The sequence below is a fragment of the Pseudomonas sp. FGI182 genome (genome assembly GCF_000511325.1).
Taxonomy (GTDB): Bacteria; Pseudomonadota; Gammaproteobacteria; order Pseudomonadales; family Pseudomonadaceae; genus Aquipseudomonas; species Aquipseudomonas putida_Z.
The window spans coordinates 2,084,286-2,103,210 of sequence record NZ_CP007012.1 but is presented as its reverse complement, the minus strand read 5'-3'; the positions used below and the strand labels follow the sequence as shown (position 1 = coordinate 2,103,210).

General features: G+C 63.8%; 19 protein-coding genes and 1 pseudogene. 5 read left to right on the top strand and 15 right to left on the bottom strand.

Going from position 1 to position 18,925, the window contains the following annotated elements:
* Positions 1-59: 59 nt before the first annotated feature.
* Positions 60-380 carry an I78 family peptidase inhibitor gene (locus tag C163_RS09450; RefSeq protein WP_023660761.1) on the bottom strand — a complete coding sequence of 107 codons (321 nt, stop codon included), beginning with the start codon at positions 378-380 and terminating at the stop codon, positions 60-62.
* Positions 381-656: 276 nt separating this feature from the next.
* Here C163_RS09450 and C163_RS09445 point away from each other — a divergent pair, with 276 nt between their 5' ends.
* Positions 657-869 (top strand): hypothetical protein, encoded by a 213-nt coding sequence (locus tag C163_RS09445; protein WP_003260960.1) that lies wholly within the window; start codon positions 657-659, stop codon positions 867-869.
* Here C163_RS09445 and C163_RS09440 read toward each other — a convergent pair.
* The 7 genes from C163_RS09440 to C163_RS09410 form a co-directional block, all read right to left on the bottom strand.
* The gene (locus tag C163_RS09440; RefSeq protein ID WP_025338539.1) at positions 841-1,842 is read right to left on the bottom strand and encodes a nucleoside hydrolase; all 1,002 of its coding nucleotides are present in this window, start codon (positions 1,840-1,842) and stop codon (positions 841-843) included. The genes C163_RS09445 and C163_RS09440 overlap by 29 nt on opposite strands.
* A gap of 148 nt (positions 1,843-1,990) precedes the next feature.
* Positions 1,991-2,389, bottom strand: coding sequence for a D-ribose pyranase (gene rbsD / locus C163_RS09435; RefSeq protein ID WP_025338538.1), 399 nt, complete (start codon positions 2,387-2,389; stop codon positions 1,991-1,993).
* Positions 2,386-3,294, bottom strand: coding sequence for a ribokinase (gene rbsK / locus C163_RS09430; RefSeq protein ID WP_025338537.1), 909 nt, complete (start codon positions 3,292-3,294; stop codon positions 2,386-2,388). Before rbsK ends, rbsD begins: the two co-directional genes overlap by 4 nt.
* 15 nt (positions 3,295-3,309) lie before the next feature.
* Positions 3,310-4,332 (bottom strand): LacI family DNA-binding transcriptional regulator, encoded by a 1,023-nt coding sequence (locus C163_RS09425; RefSeq protein WP_025338536.1) that lies wholly within the window; start codon positions 4,330-4,332, stop codon positions 3,310-3,312.
* Between the two features lie 4 nt (positions 4,333-4,336).
* On the bottom strand, positions 4,337-5,332 hold the full coding sequence (locus tag C163_RS09420; RefSeq protein WP_015269786.1) for an ABC transporter permease: 996 nt from the start codon (positions 5,330-5,332) through the stop codon (positions 4,337-4,339).
* Positions 5,329-6,882 (bottom strand): sugar ABC transporter ATP-binding protein, encoded by a 1,554-nt coding sequence (locus C163_RS09415; RefSeq protein WP_025338535.1) that lies wholly within the window; start codon positions 6,880-6,882, stop codon positions 5,329-5,331. The genes C163_RS09420 and C163_RS09415 overlap by 4 nt, the downstream gene beginning before the upstream one ends.
* A 21-nt stretch (positions 6,883-6,903) precedes the next feature.
* Positions 6,904-7,860 carry a sugar ABC transporter substrate-binding protein gene (locus tag C163_RS09410; RefSeq protein WP_025338534.1) on the bottom strand — a complete coding sequence of 319 codons (957 nt, stop codon included), beginning with the start codon at positions 7,858-7,860 and terminating at the stop codon, positions 6,904-6,906.
* Between the two features lie 405 nt (positions 7,861-8,265).
* Here C163_RS09410 and C163_RS09405 point away from each other — a divergent pair, with 405 nt between their 5' ends.
* Positions 8,266-9,354 carry an asparaginase gene (locus C163_RS09405; protein ID WP_025338533.1) on the top strand — a complete coding sequence of 363 codons (1,089 nt, stop codon included), beginning with the start codon at positions 8,266-8,268 and terminating at the stop codon, positions 9,352-9,354.
* 74 nt (positions 9,355-9,428) lie between these two features.
* On the opposite strand, the gene C163_RS09400 is transcribed toward C163_RS09405, so the two are convergent.
* The 5 genes from C163_RS09400 to C163_RS09380 all read right to left on the bottom strand — a co-directional run bounded on the left by C163_RS09400 (position 9,429) and on the right by C163_RS09380 (position 16,089).
* The gene (locus C163_RS09400) at positions 9,429-10,940 is read right to left on the bottom strand and encodes a CoA-acylating methylmalonate-semialdehyde dehydrogenase (protein WP_025338532.1); all 1,512 of its coding nucleotides are present in this window, start codon (positions 10,938-10,940) and stop codon (positions 9,429-9,431) included.
* 177 nt (positions 10,941-11,117) lie between these two features.
* Positions 11,118-11,468: a cupin domain-containing protein gene (locus C163_RS09395; RefSeq protein ID WP_025338531.1), complete on the bottom strand. Its 351-nt coding sequence runs from the start codon at positions 11,466-11,468 to the stop codon at positions 11,118-11,120.
* A gap of 13 nt (positions 11,469-11,481) precedes the next feature.
* Positions 11,482-12,864: an FAD-binding oxidoreductase gene (locus C163_RS09390; protein ID WP_025338530.1), complete on the bottom strand. Its 1,383-nt coding sequence runs from the start codon at positions 12,862-12,864 to the stop codon at positions 11,482-11,484.
* A gap of 454 nt (positions 12,865-13,318) precedes the next feature.
* A complete protein-coding gene (locus tag C163_RS09385) occupies positions 13,319-14,791 on the bottom strand; it encodes an aspartate/glutamate racemase family protein (RefSeq protein WP_025338529.1) in 1,473 nt (490 codons plus the stop codon).
* Positions 14,792-14,802: 11 nt separating this feature from the next.
* Positions 14,803-16,089 (bottom strand): dicarboxylate/amino acid:cation symporter, encoded by a 1,287-nt coding sequence (locus C163_RS09380; protein ID WP_025338528.1) that lies wholly within the window; start codon positions 16,087-16,089, stop codon positions 14,803-14,805.
* 226 nt (positions 16,090-16,315) lie between these two features.
* Between C163_RS09380 and C163_RS09375 the strand changes: the two are divergent.
* The 3 genes and pseudogenes from C163_RS09375 to C163_RS09370 all read left to right on the top strand — a co-directional run.
* Positions 16,316-16,804: pseudogene (locus C163_RS09375) on the top strand (LysR family transcriptional regulator); the annotation flags it as partial.
* Between the two features lie 13 nt (positions 16,805-16,817).
* Positions 16,818-17,234: a LysR substrate-binding domain-containing protein gene (locus C163_RS27680; protein WP_371257955.1), complete on the top strand. Its 417-nt coding sequence runs from the start codon at positions 16,818-16,820 to the stop codon at positions 17,232-17,234.
* 84 nt (positions 17,235-17,318) lie between these two features.
* Positions 17,319-17,561 carry a DUF1654 domain-containing protein gene (locus C163_RS09370; RefSeq protein ID WP_025338527.1) on the top strand — a complete coding sequence of 81 codons (243 nt, stop codon included), beginning with the start codon at positions 17,319-17,321 and terminating at the stop codon, positions 17,559-17,561.
* A 14-nt stretch (positions 17,562-17,575) separates the two neighbouring features.
* On the opposite strand, the gene C163_RS09365 is transcribed toward C163_RS09370, so the two are convergent.
* Both C163_RS09365 and C163_RS09360 read right to left on the bottom strand, forming a co-directional pair.
* Positions 17,576-18,001 (bottom strand): HD domain-containing protein, encoded by a 426-nt coding sequence (locus C163_RS09365; protein ID WP_025338526.1) that lies wholly within the window; start codon positions 17,999-18,001, stop codon positions 17,576-17,578.
* A gap of 240 nt (positions 18,002-18,241) precedes the next feature.
* Complete coding sequence (locus tag C163_RS09360; protein WP_025338525.1) at positions 18,242-18,811, bottom strand: SPOR domain-containing protein; 570 nt, start codon at positions 18,809-18,811, stop codon at positions 18,242-18,244.
* Positions 18,812-18,925: the final 114 nt, after the last annotated feature.

Sequence of the window (18,925 nt, the reverse complement as noted above, 5' to 3'; positions counted from 1 at the left end):
CGGCCCTTTCGCGACACAAGGCCGCTCCTACAGGGACCGCGTCGATCCTCCGGGCTGTATCAACCGCAGTTGACGCGAACCACCTTGCCCTGCTCGTCCACATTCAGGTTCAAGCGCTCGGAGCGGTACTCGAGGGTAACCACATCGTGCGGCTTGAGAATGCGGGCCATCTGCGAGCCACTGGCCTTGCGCGCCTGCTCCAGCAGCTCGGCGCTGGCAAGCTTGCCAATGGCGAAATCGGCGCCGCTGGCTTCGCAGCGGCCATCGTTGCCTGCCGGCGTGGCTGGCGCAGCGCCACCAGCAGAATTGCCACCAGTGCTGCAACCAGCCAGGACAGCAGCCACCGCCAGGGTTGCCAGGTAAGCACGGGTACGGAACATGAAGCCTCCTAAATCGGTCCGGGAACTGTCTGATCCGACAGTTCCGCTGATCTTTTGTTGCAAAACCGGTCAAGTCTGCCTGAACTCGCCAGCCGAGGCGAAAACGCAATCGTGACCGGATTTTGCACAACCTGCTGCGTTTGCCATATGCTTAAGCCGCAAGGTCACTGACGCAAAGTCATGATTTAGTGCAAGAAGTGGAGCGCACCCCGCCTCCATCGAACACCAGGGTCAGGTGTTCGCCCCTTCGTCCCGGGCCCCAAGCGAGAGCCTTTCATGAGCAGCCACAGCATCGAAGCCGATATCAAGGTCAAATGGGCCGAAGGCCAGAGCGCGTACAGCCCTGGCACGCCGGAGGAGTTGCTGCTGATTGCCATCGACCTGCTGGTGCGCGATCGCGGCGCCGAGGCGGCACGCAGCTTCTTCGACCAGGTGTTCGAGCGCTACGCGCCGCACACGGCTATTCCAATCGCGCCAAACGGGCGCTGAGCAGGTCGAACAGGCCCTGGGCATCGCCCTCCTCCACCCACATCACGTTGGCTGGCTGCTTGAGCACGCCGTACCAGTCGGCAAGGGTCTGGCCGAAGCTGGGGCCTTCGCGGCTGTCGATGCTCATATGGATGCGCCGGCCGCTGAACAGCTCGGGCTTGAGCAGGTAGGCGATGACGCTGGCGTCGTGCACCGGGCCGCCGGGCATGCCGTACAGGTCCATGTCGTGGGTGATGTAGGCGTTGAGGATATCCACCACCCGTTTGCTGGCCTGGTTGTTCACCGCCGCCAGTTGCTTGAGGCGGGCATCGCTGGTCAGCAGCTTGTGGGTGACGTCCAGCGGCAGGTAGGTCAGTTGCACACCGCTGGCCAGCACCACTTCGGCGGCATGCGGGTCGGCATAGAGGTTGAATTCCGCCGCCGGGGTGATGTTGCCGCCATTGAAATGGGCACCGCCCATGACCACCACTTGCTTGATGCCTTTGGCGATATCCGGGCGCTGGATCAGCGCCAGGGCCAGGTTGGTTTGTGGGCCGAGCATGGCGATGGTGATGCTGTGGGGCTTGGCGGTGCCAAGGGTGTCGACCAGGTATTGCACGGCATTGCCCTGGGCCAGCGGCGCTTTCGGTTCGTGGACCTGGATGCCGGTGAGGCCTTCTTCACCGTGCACGTCGGCAGCGTAGATAGGCTTGCGCACCAGCGGGCGAGCGGCGCCGGCGTACACGGGGATGTCTTCGCGGCCGGCCCATTCGCGGGCCAGGCGGGCGTTGCGCGAGGTTTTTTCCAGGCGCACGTTGCCGGCCACGGTGGTGATGGCGCGGATGTTGAGCTCGTCGGGCGAGGCCATGGCCAGGAACAGCGCGACCACGTCGTCGGCGCCGGGGTCGGTGTCGATGATCAGGTCGATGGGGGCGGCCTGGAGGGTGGTGGCTGCGGCCATGAGGGCGATTCCTTGTAACAAGGGTTTGAGCATGGGTGGCACTCCTGTTGCCTGGATTGGTATTCCTGATACACCGCAAATCCCTGTGGGAGCGGGTTTACCCGCGAAGAAGGCAGCGCGGTGGATGGCACCGGCTTCGCCGGTGTTCGCGGGTGAACCCGCTCCCACAGGGGGCGACGAGCTAGAAGGTCACGCCGGAAATCAGCGCGATGTTGCTGTAGGGCTGGCACTCGCCGGTGCGCACTACCGCACGGGCACTGCGTGACAATTCCTTGAATTCTTCATGGCTCAGCCATTCGCGCTTGCCCAGCTTGCCCTTCAGCCGCTCGATCTCGACCAGCGCCGGTGGCACCACTTTCTGCATCTCTTCGGCCAGCACGTGGCGCTCTACCTGCAATTCGCTCAGCACAACCCGCAACACGCTGGCGAAATCCGGCAGGCCGGGCGTGACGGCCAGGTCGATCAGTTCGACGCCCGGCGGCACCGGCAGCCCGGCATCGCCGATCACCAGGATGTCGCCATGCCCCATGCCGGCAATGGTCCGCGACAGGGCGACGTTCAGCAGTGGGGTCTTCTTCATGGCGCAAGCTCCGCCAGGTAGGGAATCGACGGCTGGGCACCGGCGCGGGTAACCGACAGGGCCGCGGCGCGCTGGCCGAAGGCGATGGCTTCGCCCTCCTCCAGGCCGCGCACCAGGCCAGCGGCAAAGCCGCCGATGAAGGTATCGCCGGCTGCCGTTGTGTCCAGCGGCTGCACCACCGGCGCGGGGAAGTGCTGGTGGCCCTGACGGGTGACCAGCAAGGCCCCTTGCGCGCCCAGGGTAATGATCACTTTGCCCGCGCCCAGTTGCAGCAAGCGCTCACCGGCGCGCCGGGCACTGTCCAGATCAGCCACCGCCACGCCGGTCAGGGCTTCGGCCTCGCTTTCGTTGGGCGTCAGGTAGTCGATGTGGGCGAACCAGCCCGCCGGCAAGGGGTCGGTCGCCGGCGCCGGGTTCAGGATCACCCGCTTGCCCAGTTCATGCCCCCTGGCCAGGGTCCAGGCCACGGTGTCGGCCGGTATTTCCAGCTGACAGATGATCACCTCGGCTGCCTGCAGCAGCGCATCGAACCGCTGCACCGACTGCGGCGTCAGCAGGCCATTGCCACCAGGGATGATGACGATGCAGTTCTGGCTGGCGGCATCCACGGTGATCAGCGCCACACCGCTGGACACGCCCTGGCAGGTGCTGACGCCCTGGCAGTCGATGCCTTCCACATACAAGGCCCGGTGCAGTTGCCGGCCATAATCATCGTCGCCGACGTTGCCGATCATCGCCACGCTGCCGCCCAGGCGCGCCACGGCCACCGCCTGGTTGGCCCCCTTGCCGCCCGGCACGGTGAAAAAGCTTTCGCCGGGGAGTGTTTCGCCGGCCCGGGGCAGGCGCTGGGCGCGGGCCACCAGGTCCATGTTGAGGCTACCGACTACCACGACCTTGGCACTCATGACATTTCCTTAGCGTTAGCGGTAATCGTTGAACAGGTCCGGGCGCGGCCCGGTGGACTCGCGCAGCACGATGCGCGGGGCGACGATGCGTTGCTCCGCCGCGCCCTGCCGGGGTGTGCCGATACGCGCCAGCAACAGCGACGCGGCGCTCTCGCCCAACTCGCGGATCGACTGGCCCACCGTGGTCAACGGTGGGTACACATAGCGGCTGAGTTCGATGTCGTCGAAGCCGATCACCGACAGCTCGCCAGGCACGTTGATATTGCGTTCGGCCGCGGCACGCAGCACGCCGAAGCCGATCATGTCGTTGCCGGCGAAGATCGCCGTGGGCCGCTTGCCCTCCAGCAACCGGCTTGCCACCGCATGGCCCCCCGGGCTGGTGAAGTCGCAGTGCAGCACGCGGTCGCCCAGCACCGCTGCGCCGGCCTCGGCCATGGCGCGACGGAAGCCGCTCAGCCGCAGCTGGGTGACCCCGGTCTCGGCGGGGCCGCCGATGTAGGCGATGTCGCGGTGGCCAAGCTCCAGCAGGTGACGGGTGGCCAGGTAGGCGCCCTGCTCGTGGTCGATGCGCACCAGGTCGGCATCGACGCCATCCAGTTCGCGGTCGACGATCACCATCGGCGTGCGCACGCCAGCCAGGCTTTGCAGCAGGTCGCTGTCCTGGCCTACCGACGCCACCACCAGACCGTCGATGCGCTTTTCCAGCAGTACACGCAGGTAGCTGCGCTGCTTCTGCGGGTTGTCGTCGGAGTTGCACAGGATCACGCAGTAGCCGTTGCGCTCGCAGGCGTCTTCGATGCCCCGCGCCAGTTCGGCGAAGTACGGGTTGACGCTGTTGGGCACCAGCAAGCCGATGGTGGCCGTGCTGCGCGCCTTCAGCGAGCGGGCCACGGCGCTGGGCACGTAGTCGAGCTCGGCGATGGCGGCTTCGACTTTCAGCCGCACCTGCTCGCTGACCGGCCGGGTCTTGTTCAGCACATGGGACACGGTGGTGTAGGAAATGCCCGCCAGTGCCGCGACGTCTTTGATGGTTGCCATGTTCTCAGTTCCGCCGGCCTGCACGCCGGCTACGGTAAGTGTCGAGCACCACGGCGATGACGATCACCGCCCCGGTGATGATGCGTTTGGTCGGTTCGCTGGCACCGATCTGCGCCAGCCCTGCGGCCAGCACCGAAATGATCAGCACGCCAAAGAAGGTGCTGATGACCGAGCCACGCCCGCCCATCAGGCTGGTGCCGCCAATCACCACGGCGGCGATCACCTGCAGCTCCAGGCCGGAGCCGGCATTGGGGTCTGCCGCTTCCAGGCGCGAGATCTGGAACAGCGCGGCCAGGCCGGCGAGCAGGCCCATCAGGGCGAACACCAGCACCTTGTATGGGCGCGGGTCGATGCCGGCCAGGCGCACGGCCTCTTCGTTGGTGCCGATGCCGATCAGGTAGCGGCCGAACACCGTGCGGGTCAGCACCAACTGGGCCAGCACGATCACCAGCAAGGCGATGATGAACGCCGGCGAGATGCCGAATGCGATGGGGTTGGAGAACCAGGCATAGGCATCGCCGATATAGGCGGTGCGCGAGTCGGTGAACTGGTAGGCCAGGCCGCGGGCCATTTCCAGCACCCCGAGCGAAACGATGAACGACGGAATGCGCCAGGCCACGGTGACGCCGCCGGTGATGCTGCCGGCCAGCGCGGCCACGGCCATGCCCAGCAGGGCCGAGGGCAGCACGCCCCAACCCCAGCCGAGGATCGCCACGCTGACCGTGGAGGCTGCCAGCGCCAGCACCGAGCCCACCGACAGGTCGATGCCGCCAATGATCAGCACGAAGGTCATGCCCACCGCCAGCACCATCAGGTCGGGGATCTGGTTGGCCAGGGTACTGAAGGTGTTGTACGACCAGAAGTGGCTGCTGAGGAACGAGAACAGCACGATCATCGCCAGCAAGGCGCCGGCCAGGCCCAGGTAGGTACCCAGGCCAAGATAGGTGCCACTGCGGCGCACCGGTGCGGCGCCTTGGCTGTCGAGCGGGGTGGTTTTCATGCATCCATCCTGGGAGCTGCGTCATGCAGCAGTGCGTCACGTTTCTGATAACCGGCAAAGGCCGCGGCCAGCAGCTGGTCCTGGCTCCAATGGTCACGCTCGAAGGTGTCGATCAGGCGACCGGCCGACAGCACGGCGATGCGGTCGCAGATCAGCATCAGCTCGCGCAGGTCGCTGGACACCACCACCAGGGCCTTGCCCTGGCGCGCCAGCTCGGCCAGCAGGCCATAGATGTCGAACTTGGCGCCGACGTCGATGCCACGGGTGGGCTCGTCGAACAGCAGCACCTGGCAATCGCGCTCCAGCCAGCGGCCGATCACCACCTTCTGCTGGTTGCCGCCAGACAGCTCGCCCACCACCTGCTGCGGGCCGGCACTGCGAATGCGCATGGCCTGGATCTGGCGCTCGGCCAAGGCCGCTTCGGCTTCGCCATCGAGCACCCCGGCCCGTGATACCGCGCCGAGGTTGCCCAGGGCAATATTGGCGCTGATCGACTGCGTCAGCAGCAGGCCCTCGCCTTTGCGGTCTTCGGTGATCAGCGCGATACCGGCCTGCACCGCAGCCTTGGGCGAGTCGATGGTGACCACCTGCGGTGGCTGGCCGAGGGCAATGCTGCCGCTGTCGGCACGGTCGGCGCCGTAGATCAGGCGCAACAGCTCGGTACGGCCGGCACCGATCAGGCCGGAGATGCCGAAGATCTCCCCTGCCCTGACCTCGAATGACACTTCACGCACCTTGTCGGCACGGCTGAGCTTGTCGACCTTGAGCAGCGGCGCGCCGATCTGCCTGCGGCCCAGGTCGATATGCTCGCCCAGCTCGCGGCCGACCATCAGGTTGACCAGTTCGGCGCTGCTGTAGCGCTGTATCGGCTCGTCGCACACCAGCTTGCCGTCGCGCAGCACGACGATGCGCTGGGCCACGCGCTGCAGTTCTTCCAGGCGATGGGAGATGTAGACGATGGCCACGCCACGTTGGCGCAGGCGCTCGATCTGGGTGAACAGCAGCTCCACCTCGCGCGCGGTGAGCATGGCGGTGGGTTCATCGAAGATCAGCACATGGCAGTCGCCGATCAGGTTGCGGGCGATCTCGACCATCTGCTGGTGGCCGATGCCCAGCTCGCCGACCGGGGTGTCCGGGTCGATGGCGTCGAGGCCGACCTGGGCCATGGCGGCCGTGGCCAGTTGGCGCAGGCGCTTTTGGCTGATCCAGCCGAAGCGGCCGGGCAGGTTGTCGAGGAACAGGTTTTCCGCCACGGTCAGCGTGGGCAGCAGGTTCAGCTCCTGCATGACCATGCGCACGCCGAGGCGCTCGGCCTCGCTGCGGCTGCCAGGCGCGTAGGCCTGGCCGCGGTAGTGCATGTGCCCGGTGGTGGGGGTTTCCAGGCCACTGATGAGCTTGGACAGGGTGCTCTTGCCGGCGCCGTTCTCACCGGTCAGCGCCAGCACTTCGCCGGCCCGCAGGTTCAGGCTGACCTCGCCGAGCACGGGTTGGGCGTAGGTCTTGCCCAGGCCGCTGGCGGCGAGCACCACTTCATTGGCCGATGCAGGCATGGCCGTTTCTCCTGCCAGCAATCAGGGTTTGGTGATGAGTTGGACCGGGGTCTGGATGACGTTGTCGGCATCCACGTCGGGTTTCTCGCCCTCGACCATTTTCAGCGCCGCCTGGATGCCATATACCGCCTGCTGGCTGGCCGCCTGGTCGAGGGTGGCGAGCACACGGCCATCGGCGAGCATCGGCTTGATGGCGTTGATGTTGTCGTAGCCCACCACTTGCACCTGGCCGGTCTTGCCGGCGGCACGCACGGCCGACACGGCGCCCAGGGCCATGCTGTCGTTACCGGCCAGCAGGGCTTTCAGGTCGGGGTATTCGTTGAGCATGGAGGCGGCGACGGCGTTGCCTTTGTCGATTTCCCAATTGCCGCTCTGCACCGAGACGATCTTGATCTGCGCGGCCTCCATGGCGTCCTTGAAGCCGGCGGTACGCTGCTGGGCGTTGGTGGTGGTCGGCACGCCTTCGATGATGCCGACCTGGTCGCCGGCCTTGAGCTTCTCGTTGGCCAGGTAGTCGCCGACCAGGCGCGCGCCCTTGCGGTTGTCGGGGCCCACGAAGGGTACGCTGATGCCTTTGCTCTTGAGCAGTTCAGGGTCCAGGCGGTTGTCGATGTTGATCACCACCACGCCTTGGTCCATGGCCTTCTTCACCGCCGATACCAGCGCCTTGGAGTCGGCCGGGGCAATGACCAGGGCCTTGGCGCCCGCGTTGACCATCTGCTCGACGATGCGGATCTGCTCGCCGGTGTCGGTCTCGTTCTTGATGCCGTTGGCGATCAGCTCGAATTCATCGGCGTGGGCTTTCTGGTAGTCCTTGGCGCCGTCTTCCATGGTGCGGAAGAACTCGTTGGCCAGCGACTTCATGACCAGGGCGACCTTGGGCTTGTCTTCGGCGTGGGCGGCCGAAAACGGCAGGGCCAGGGACAGCGAGGAAATGACCGCGAGGGCCAGCAGACGACCGGGGAACGGCAGTTTCATGGACGATGACTCCGGATCTTGTGTTTTTTGTCGGATCGCAAACGTTTGCGTTGCCTAACTATGGAAACAGGACCGGGGTTTGTCAAATCCGTTTGGCTGTGGGAGGTCAAGTCGAGCCTGGGGCAGTTTATCCGGATTTTTTCCGAAAAGCCGAACGTCTTTTCCTACGTTTGTTCGGAATCTCGAATGGAACACCCCTTCATGTAGGAGCGGCCTTGTGTCGCGATGGGCTGCGCAGCAGCCCCCGGCAATTTGTGTATTCGCCCGTGAATCTGGGGCCGCTACGCGCCCCATCGCGACACAAGGCCGCTCCTACAGGCAGCGCGCACATGCCTGGTACGAAACCTGCCTTGCACCCTGTGCGACAAAACAACCATCTCATTAGGAAGAGAGAGAACAATAACGATGAATGCCGCACTGAAAACCTTCGCCCCCAGCGCACTCGCCCTGCTGCTGGTGCTGCCAACCACCGCCTCGGCCAAAGAAGCCGAAACCCAGCAGAAGCTGGCCAACGTGGTCATTCTCGCCACCGGCGGCACCATTGCCGGTGCTGGCGCCAGCGCCGCCAACAGCGCCACCTACCAGGCCGCCAAGGTGGGCGTCGACAAGCTGATCGCCGGCGTACCGGAACTGGCCGACCTGGCCAACGTACGCGGCGAGCAGGTCATGCAGATCGCCTCTGAGAGCATCTCCAACGACGACCTGCTCAAGTTGGGCAAACGCGTTGCCGAACTTGCCGAAAGCAAGGACGTGGACGGTATCGTCATCACCCACGGCACCGACACCCTGGAAGAAACCGCCTACTTCCTCAACCTGGTGGAAAAGACCGACAAGCCGATCGTGGTCGTCGGTTCGATGCGCCCGGGCACCGCCATGTCCGCTGACGGCATGCTCAACCTGTACAACGCCGTGGCCGTGGCCAGCGACAAGCAGTCGCGCGGCAAGGGCGTGCTGGTGACCATGAATGACGAGATCCAGTCCGGCCGCGATGTGAGCAAGGCGCTCAACATCAAGACCGAAGCCTTCAAGAGCGCCTGGGGCCCGATGGGCATGGTGGTGGAAGGCAAGTCCTACTGGTTCCGCCTGCCGGCCAAGCGCCACACGGTCAACTCCGAGTTCGACATCAAGCAGATCAGCAGCCTGCCGCAGGTGGACATCGCCTATGGCTATGGCAACGTCACCGACACCGCCTACAAGGCGCTGGCGCAGAATGGTGCCAAGGCACTGATCCATGCCGGTACCGGCAACGGTTCGGTGTCGTCGCGGGTAGTGCCGGCGCTGCAGGAACTGCGCAAGAACGGCGTGCAGATCATTCGCTCGTCGCACGTCAACCAAGGTGGTTTCGTGCTGCGCAACGCCGAACAGCCGGATGACAAGAACGACTGGGTCGTGGCCCATGACCTGAACCCACAAAAGGCGCGGATCCTGGCGATGGTGGCGATGACCAGGACCCAGGACAGCAAGGAGCTGCAGCGGATCTTCTGGGAGTACTGATCGCTAGTACCCCCTGAAATGCAAACAGCCCCGCTGCGTGGGCGGGGCCGTTTGCTGTCAGCTAGCCGAATGCCTCAGTGGCTGGTCGGCATCGCGAACTCCGCCCCCTTGGCGATGGCTTGCGGCCAGCGCTGCATGATGCTCTTCTGCTTGGTGTAGAAGCGCACCCCTTCCTCACCGTAGGCATGCATGTCGCCGAACAGGCTCTTCTTCCAGCCACCAAAGCCATGCCAGGCCATCGGCACCGGGATCGGTACGTTGATACCGACCATGCCCACCTGGATACGGCGGCCGAACTCGCGGGCGATGTGGCCGTCGCGGGTGTACAGGCTCACACCATTGCCAAACTCGTGGGCGTTGATCAGGTCGACCGCTTCGGCAAAGTCCTTCACCCGCAGGCAGGCCAGTACCGGGCCGAAGATCTCTTCCTTGTAGATGCGCATGTCCGGGGTGACGTTGTCGAACAGCGTGCCGCCCAGCCAGAAACCGTCACCACAACCTTCGCCAGCCGCCTGGCCGTTGAAGTTGCGGCCATCGACCAGCAGCTTCGCGCCCTCCTTCACGCCTTGCTCGATGTAGCCGGTGATGCGCTCCAGCGCCGCGCGGGTGACGATCGGGCCCATCTCGGCTTCGAGGTTGGTACCGTTCAGCACTTTCAGCTCGCGGGTACGCTCGATCAGCTTGGGCATGACCTTCTCGGCAGTATCGTCACCGACAAACACCGCCACGCTGATCGCCATGCAACGCTCGCCAGCCGAACCATAGGCGGCACCGATCAGCGCATCGACCACCTGATCGATGTCGGCGTCGGGCATCACCACCAGGTGGTTCTTCGCCCCGCCCAGCGCCTGCACGCGCTTGCCGTGGCGGGCACCGGTTTCGTAGATGTGGTTGGCGATCGGCGTGGAGCCGACGAACGACACCGCCTGCACATCCGGGTGCTCGATCAGCGCGTTGACCGCGTCCTTGTCGCCCTGCACCACGTTGAACACACCGTCCGGCAGGCCGGCCTGCTTCAGCAGCTCGGCGATGAACAGGCTCGGGCTCGGGTCCAGCGGGCTGGGCTTGAGCACGAAGGTGTTGCCGGTGGACAGGGCGACCGGGAACATCCACATCGGCACCATCACCGGGAAGTTGAACGGGGTGATGCCGGTGACCACGCCCAGTGGCTGGCGCAGGGTCCAGTTGTCGATGTTGGTGCTGACCTGGTCGGTGAAGTCGGTTTTCAGCAGCTGCGGCGCGCCGCAGGCGAACTCGACGATCTCGATGCCGCGCATCACCTCGCCCTGGGCATCGGTGAACACCTTGCCGTGCTCGGCGGTGATCATGCGGGCCAGGTCGTCGCGGTGCTCGTTGAGCAACGCCAGGAACTTGTTCAGCACCCGCGAACGGCGCAGTGGCGAGAGGTTGCTCCAGGCCGGGAAAGCGGCCTTGGCCGAGGCGACGGCGGCGTCCACGTCCTTTTGTGCAGACAGCTGCACCTGGCCGGTGACCACGCCAGTGGCCGGGTTGTAGACCGGCAGTTGCTGGCCGCTGGTGGTCTCGGCCTGAGCGCCGGAGATCCAGTTCATGATGGTTTGGGTCATTGTATTTTTCCCGTAATTCATTGGTAGAGCGCCTGCCCCTGTGGGAGCGGGCGTGCCCGCGAATCAGGCACTGCGATGGATGGCACGGGCTTCGCCCGTGTTCGCGGGCAAGCCCGCTCCCACAGGGATCGCGCCAGCTTTCAAATGCCGAGCAAGGTACAAAGGGCCAGTGTTGCGTCAGTAGATGGCGTAGACCTTGCGCACGGTTTCCAGCACGTCCCAGCGGCCAGTCCAGCCTGGCGGCAGGATGATCAGGTCGCCGCCGGTCACTTCCACCACCTCCCGGGTGCTGTCGTCGGTGAGCAGCGCCTTGCCGGAAATGATGTAGGTGAACTCGGTGTCAGGGCGGTCGACCACCGGCCAGCCACCCGGCTGGCACTCCCACACACCGAGGTTGCCGACCGCTTCCGGGGCCTGCTTGCTGATGGCGATCTGCGGGTCCCCCTTGTCGGCGCCGGCACGCTGACCGGCAGGGTTCAGTGGCAGTGCCTTGATGTCGGCGTGCTTGATGATGGTGAACGAAGGCATGGGGTTTCTCCTTTCAATGGGCGCCGGTGAGCTTTTCCAGCAGCATCGCGGTACGTGAAGGTTTGTGGGTGTAGCGCTCTTCCAGATCACTGAGCGACGCGGCAGCCAGGCCGCTGTTGATGCCGAACCAGCGCAGCGGTTCTGGCTCCCAGGATGGCGAGCGGTGGTTGACCAGGGGCAGCGTGTTGATGTCTTCATCACGCTCGAGAATCAGGTTGCGCAGAATGCGCCCGGCCAGGTTGCTGGTGGCCACGCCGTCACCGACGTAGTTGCCGGCCCAGGCCATGCGCTGGTTGCGGTCGATGCTGACGGTGGGGCACCAGTCGCGGGAAACACCCAGCGCGCCACCCCAGCGGTGGGTGATGCGGGCGTCGCGCAGGGCCGGGAAGAATTCGAGCAGGGTGTCGTGGATCTTGCCGTGGATACTGTCCACCAGGTCGGCCTGCTCGGGCATGCTCGAGCCCAATTTGTAGGGCGCGCCCCGGCCACCGAACACCAGCCGGCCTTCGGCAGTGACCTGGCCGTATACGCGCAGGTGGCGCATGTCGTTGAACGCCAGGCGGTGGTCGAGGTTGAGCCGGGCCAGCAGCTCTCGCGGCAACGGCTCGGTGGCCAGCACCAGCGAATACAGCGGGATGACGAAACGCGACTTGCCCGGCTGTTGCGAAGTGAATGCTTCGGTGGCCCGCACGGTCATGCCGGCACGTACCGAACCATGTTCGGTGTGCACCACGCCCGGGGCCATCTGGGTGACCGCCGACTGCTCGTAAATTGTCGCGCCCAGGCTTTCGACCAGCTTGGCCAGGCCACGCACCAGCTTGCCGGGGTGGATGAGCGCGCAGTGTTCGGTGTAGAGGCCGCCAAGGGTGCCTTGGGCGCCGGTCCGGGCCTGGGCTTCGGCAGCCTCCAGCACTCGCCACTGGTCAGGCAGCCCGAAGCGCGCCGAGGACTCCACGGCCGCACGCGCCCGCGCCATCTGCGGGGCGCTGCGGGCCAGGGAGAGGAAGCCCTGCTTGGCATAGTCGGCATCGACCCCTTCCAGCACCAGCACCCGGCCGATCTCGTCGACCGTTGCGTTCATCGCAGCCTGCAGGTGCAAGGCCGCATGGTGGGAATACAGTTGCTCCACCCGGTGCAGGGAAATCGGGAAGATCGCCGAGGCCCAACCGCCGTTGCGGCCCGAGGCGCCGAAGCCGACGGCGTTCTTTTCCAGCAGCACCACGCGCAGCGACGGGTCGCTCTTGAGCAGGTAGTAGGCGGTCCACAACCCCGTGTACCCGGCACCGACGATCACCACATCGGCATCGGCCACGCCGTCCAGCCGGGCCCGTGGCGCGCTCGGGGCAAACCATAGCGGTTTGTTGGGTAACAGGGACAAATCGGATTTCGCTGACATGCTGGTGGCTTCCCGTTGGCGTTTGCGACTGGTGTAGAGGGCTTCGTCTTGTCAGTAGTGACCAGTGCGTGTTGGCCTGAGGTTATGCGGGGTTGGCGGGGGGTGGTATCGACCATTTTCAATAGACGGAGCCATCAGCCATACAAATGTATGAACGATCATCAGCATTTGCAGTTGCGCGGTACCTGTGGGAGCGGGCATGCCCGCGAACACCGGCAAAGCCGGTGCCATCCACCGCGTCGCCTGCTTCGCGGGCGCGCCCGCTCCCACAGGGACGGCGCGGGCTTCGAGTTGGCGCTGAACCTGTGGGAGCGGGTTCACCCGCGAAGAGGCCCTCGAGCTCAATCACGGCTGCCGCTTGATTTCAACAAAGCCCAGGTACCCGCCAGACACCCGGCACCGACCCATTGCGGGTGAAACCCACACAGGGAATGTGCAACGTATGAGTATGCTGCTAACTACCTGCCCCCCCAGCCAACGCGACACATCTGCGTGCCAAAATCATGGTGGGGTCCACCAGGGCAACCGTCCTGCCACTCAGCTCATAAGCATCACAGTGGCTGAGCACCAGCGGCAGTTCCGTACAGCCCAGAATCAGCACCGTCGCCCCCACTTCCGAGAGATGCTCGGCCGCAATCAGCAACTGGTCCCGACACAGTCCTTCAGTGAAGCCAGCCTTGATGCCCCGCTCACCGTAAATGGCCTCCATGACCAGCTTCTGGTAATCCGGCGCCGGCACAACAATCTCAAGCCCGGCGCGGCTCGCTGCCTGGTGATAGACCTGGCTGGCGACGGTGCCTGACGTCGCCAGCAGGCCGACTGACTTGTCGCGGCCGTATGTTTGCCTTATCCAGTCGATCGTCTCGGTGAGCATGTTGACGATTGGCACGCGCAGGTGCTCCTGGATGCGTTCAACAAACGCGTGAGCGGTATTGCACGGGATTGCAATTGCGTTGGCACCGGCGCTTTCCAGGCGCTTGCAGGTCGCGTACATGGCCATCGTCGGGTCGGTTTCATCATTCAGCAGGCTGGCCGTGCGGTCCGGAATTTGCGGGTTCTGCTCGACCACCATCTTGATATGGTCCTGATCCCGGCCCGCAGGCGTACCGGCAACCACCTTGCCCATGAAATCCACCGTCGCTGCAGGGCCGACACCACCCACGATACCCAGCTTGAAAGGCAGTTCACGGGGCGCACTTGAGCCTTGGGTCGCGAACGTGGCGTAGAGCTCATTGATATCCAGTGCGGCAACGCCCCGGCGCTGCAGGTCGGCGCACACCAGCGAAAGCTCGGTCATACCCGGCACGACCAAGGTGGCACCCTGTGCCTGCACTGACAGGCATGCCTGGTACACGGACTCCAGAGGCATGCCATTCAGGTGCCCATCCTTGATGCCGTTGACGCCATACATGGCCTCCATCAGCGCGACCTGCGCTTGCGCGTCGGGGTAGACCACATCGTACTGGCGGCCCAACGCTTGTTCGAAGAGCCCGGAATGGCGCACATAATCCGAAGCAAGCACACCGAGTGTACTGCCTGGCTCCGCGACCTGACGGATGTATCGCACCAAGGCTTCCATCATGTCCAGTACCGGAATCCCCAGCTCTTCCTGGATCTGTGCGCGGAACGTCTGGCTGGCAAAGCAAGGCAGCATGATCGCATCCACACCGCTCGCTTCGAATGACCTGCACACCTCGAAAACGTAGAACTTTCGCGAGGTCATGCTTGCGCTTGCGTCCAGAGGCAGCAGCACATCCTTGAAGGGATGTTGCTCGAGCAGGAAATGAAAACGCCCCTGGTCCTCCAGCACCGCCCGCGACTTCACAAGCTTGTAGAAAAGGTCGCCCCCCGCGAGCGAACCAAGCCCGCCGACAATCCCGATCGTGTGGGCAAAAGCTTGTGGACCTGCTGCCTTCTTCGACTTCATGAGCAAACTCCTCAGGCGGCCGATACCGGGCGGTCGAGGGTGGACGCCCCGCTTGCCGCTTCCGGCTCGGTCTGTGGCTCTGATCTGGCGATCACCGCCGTGGCAATGCTGTTGCCCACGACGTTGGTAGCGGTACGCGCCATGTCGAGGAACTGATCGATACCGATGATCAACAGCAGGCCAGCCTCAGGCAGGTTGAACATCGGCAAGGTCGCAGCGACCACCACCACCGACGCCCGCGCCACGCCCGCCATGCCCTTGCTGGTAATCATCAGTGTCAAAAGGATCAACACCTGCTGGGTGAAACTGAGGTCGATGTTGTATGCCTGGGCGATGAACATGATGGCGAACGCCTGGTACATCATCGAACCGTCGAGGTTGAACGAGTAGCCCAACGGCAGGACGAAGCTGGACACGCGTTTCGGCGCACCGAACTTCTCGAGCGCTTCCATCGTTTTCGGGTAGGCCGCCTCGCTGCTGGCCGTGGAGAACGCCAGCAGCACAGGCTCGCGAATCAGTTTGCCGAGCGTGAAAACAGACTTGCCCAGGCACAAGTAACCCGCACCGAACAGCACTGCCCACAGCAGCAGGATGCCCAGGTAGAACTCGACAATGAGCTTGCCATAGTCGACCAGCAGCCCCAGGCCTTGAGTAGTGATTGCCGAAGCGATCGCTGCAAAAACCCCGATCGGTGCAAATGCCATGACATAGTCAGTGATGCGAAACATCACTTTCGCAAGTTCATCGATGCAGTCCACAATCTTTGTATGGCCGGCTCGGTTGACGCCAGCCAGAGCGAAGCCGAAGAACAAAGAGAAGACCACAATTTGAAGTATTTCATTATTGGCCATGGCCTCGGCAATACTGCGAGGGAATACATGACTGATAAATACCTTGAGGCTGAAGTCACCCGTATTCACCGGGGCTGTAACGGCATCAGCGTGCTGCGCGACCTGCAAGTTGATGCCAGCGCCTGGTTCGAACAGGTTGACCAGCGCCATGCCGATCGCCAGTGAAATGGCCGAAGCGCAGACGAACCAGGCCATGGCACGAAAGCCGATGCGGCCGACCGAACGTGAATTGCCCATGCTTGCGATCCCGCCGACAAGTGTGGCGAACACCAGCGGCGCAATGATCATTTTGATCAGACGCAGAAAGATGTCCGTCACCATGGAGAAGTAGGCTGCTATCTGCCTGGCGTCCTGTTCGCTGCCTGCGAAATGATGACATGCCCAGCCGACGACTACGCCCAAGGCGATACCTATCGCAATTCGGCGCGGAAGCTTATTGTTTTTCACGATATTTTCCTCAAGTTATTTTCTATTTTTTCTACTTGGCAGGATTGGAATAAAGACAGGAACAGCAACTCGCTAGGAGAGTGCTGGAGACAAGTTTATCGCCACGAAAAAACAAGTTGATGAGTAATAGGGCTGACCCTATGCGTTTTCGGAATAGTTTATAGGCATCGCTGTCGAGGCTTGTGCGAACACGCTTACACTGAGCGCCTGGCGAAGGAGATCAGCGATGCAAATCAAGTGGCTGGACGACCTCATGGCGATCGCCGAGTGGAAGAATTTTTCCCGCGCCGCCGAGGTGCGATGCGTTACACAGTCCGCGCTCTCCAGGAGAATCCGCTCGCTCGAAGAGTGGGTGGGTGTCGAGCTGGTTGATCGTGCCACCTACCCGGTACAGCTCACGCCCGCCGGCCAGACCTTCTGCGCTGAAGCCCGCCAGGCGCTCGCCGCCTTGATGGCACTGCGCGCCGACCTGAGGGACGTGAAACGGATGCCAGGGCGCTCGATCCAGATCACGGCAGCCCACAGCCTGTCCATGACGTTCCTGCCGAAATGGCTCAGCCAGTTCCAGCAGCAAAACGAGCGCTTCAATGCCCGGGTAGTGGCGGCCAACATCAATGACGCCGTCATCGCCCTTGAAGAAGGCAGCTGCGACCTGATGATTGTCTACCATCATCCGCTTACCCCCATCTCCCTGGACCCTGAGCGCTTCGGTAGCCTGGCACTCGGCCATGATGCATTCATCCCCGTGTGTGCGCCCGACGCGCAGGGCAAGCCGATGTTCCGGCTTTGCGCCGGCAAGAAACCTATTCCGCACCTGGCGTACACGGCCACGACATTCCTGGGGAAAGTGGCAGACGTCGTCATTCGCAACGCACCTGAAGTCGCCCCCCCTGGAACGCTGCTATGAGGCCGATATGGCGATGCTGCTGGTTCGCATGGCTGTCGAGGGCTATGGGGTAGCCTGGCTGCCCCACAGTGCAGTGAATGACGAGCTGGAAAGAGGGTTGCTCGTGCAGGCTGGAGGCGCCGAATGGAGCACTCGCCTGGAGATCCGCTCGTACTGCTCGCTGTTGAATCAGAACCCTACGATGAGAAGCCTGTGGAATACCCTGGATAACGCTGCGCACGGATCAGCCCACGCTTGAGCACAGTTTTCGCCTGACAAGCTGTTGCGAAATTACTTACAGTGAAATACTGTATGTGCATACAGCAAAAACAAGGAAACACTTGTGTCCAGCACCGCCTCCGCCACCCCGAGCAGCTATGAACAACTGGGTATTCGCATCCAGAAGATCATCAACAGCCCCACTGCCCAGCGCAGCCGCGCGGCGCTGATCTTTCGCCTGGAACAGGAAGCCCCGGAAGACTGGGAAACCCTGCTCGAGGAAATCGCCGAAAACGATAACGTCACCCTCGCCCACCGCGACGATGGCGGTGTGCAGATTTTCTGGACCGTGCCGAAGGAAGACTGACCGCGTATTCAACCTCAGGCCAACGCCTGCAGGTAGGCGCTGGCTTGGCGGTAACGCGCCAGCCGCGCCAGGTCGGTGGGGCCTGGGCAGGGGATGCGCGAAAGGTCGCTGTTGTCGGCCAGGTCGGCCAGCTTGACGGTGCGTGCCAGCGGGTCACCGCCCAGGCGCACCACGAAGTCCTGGTAGGCCTCGCCCTCACGGCGGCTGAGCGCCAGCAAGGCGGCAAGGATTTTCAGCGCGAAACCCTCGCGCGCCAGGTCGGACAGGGTCAGCGGGGTGTCTTCGATCACATCGTGAAGCACCGCGACAATCCGTTGTTCGGTTGTGGAAACCCGCATCATCACGCGTAGCGGGTGGAGGATATAAGCAGCCCCACCCTTGTCGTATTGCCCTTCATGCGCCCTGGCGGCCACGGCAATGGCCCGCTCCAGTGTAGACATGAGGCCCTCCCCGTTCGGCTTCTTCCTGCCAAGCATAGCCAAAACTGTGCGGACAATGTCTAGTGCGCGTTTGACTGCTCGAAATCCGGAAGCTGGCGCACGCCCTGTAGGAGCGGCCTTGCGTCGCGACGGGCTGCGAAGCAGCCCCACAGAATCTGCTGTGATGCCGAAATCCCGGGGCTGCTGCGCAGCCCGTCGCGACACAAGGCCGCTCCTACAGGCCCCACGCACACAGGGTTTTCAGCGCGCTGCGCCGTGCTGGATCACCACCGAATCGGTACCCAGCTTGGCCATCACCTCGGCCTTGCGTGCTTCGGCTTCCTCACGGCTGGGGAACGGCCCCATCAGCACCACCGGCTTGCCGTCGCGGTACTCCACCGAGGACGGGATGCCCTTTTCGATCAGGCGCGCGGTCATGTCGCTGAGCGCGCCCATGTTGGCGCCCTGGATCACTTCCACATCCCAGCCTTGCGGGGCCGGCTGGCCAGCCAGGGCTTCGGCGCGACGCTGCAGCTCGGCGCCGCCACACATCTCGCGGATGCGCAGGTTGTTGCCGCTGTCGTCGACGATGATTTCGTATTGGCCATCGCGCTTGATCGCCACGTAGCTGCGGTAGGCTTCGTACTGCCCGGCATCATCCTTGCCGCGGACCTGGCCGCAGATGGTGCCCTGGGTGTCGATCCGCACGTTGCCGAACTTGGCGGTCTTGGGGTTGTGCAGGTGTTCGGCCACCTGTTTGTGCACGCCTTCGACCTCGTTCTCACAGCCCGCCAGGGCGAGCACTGCCATTACCACAGCCAGTTTGCGCACGCGTGTACCTCCAGATTCGAAGGCGCGGATTCTAGCACGCCCTCCCCAGGCAAGGACCGCGACCATACGTTACACCGTGCAACCAGTGCTCATGCACCTCAGGCAGTCATGGCA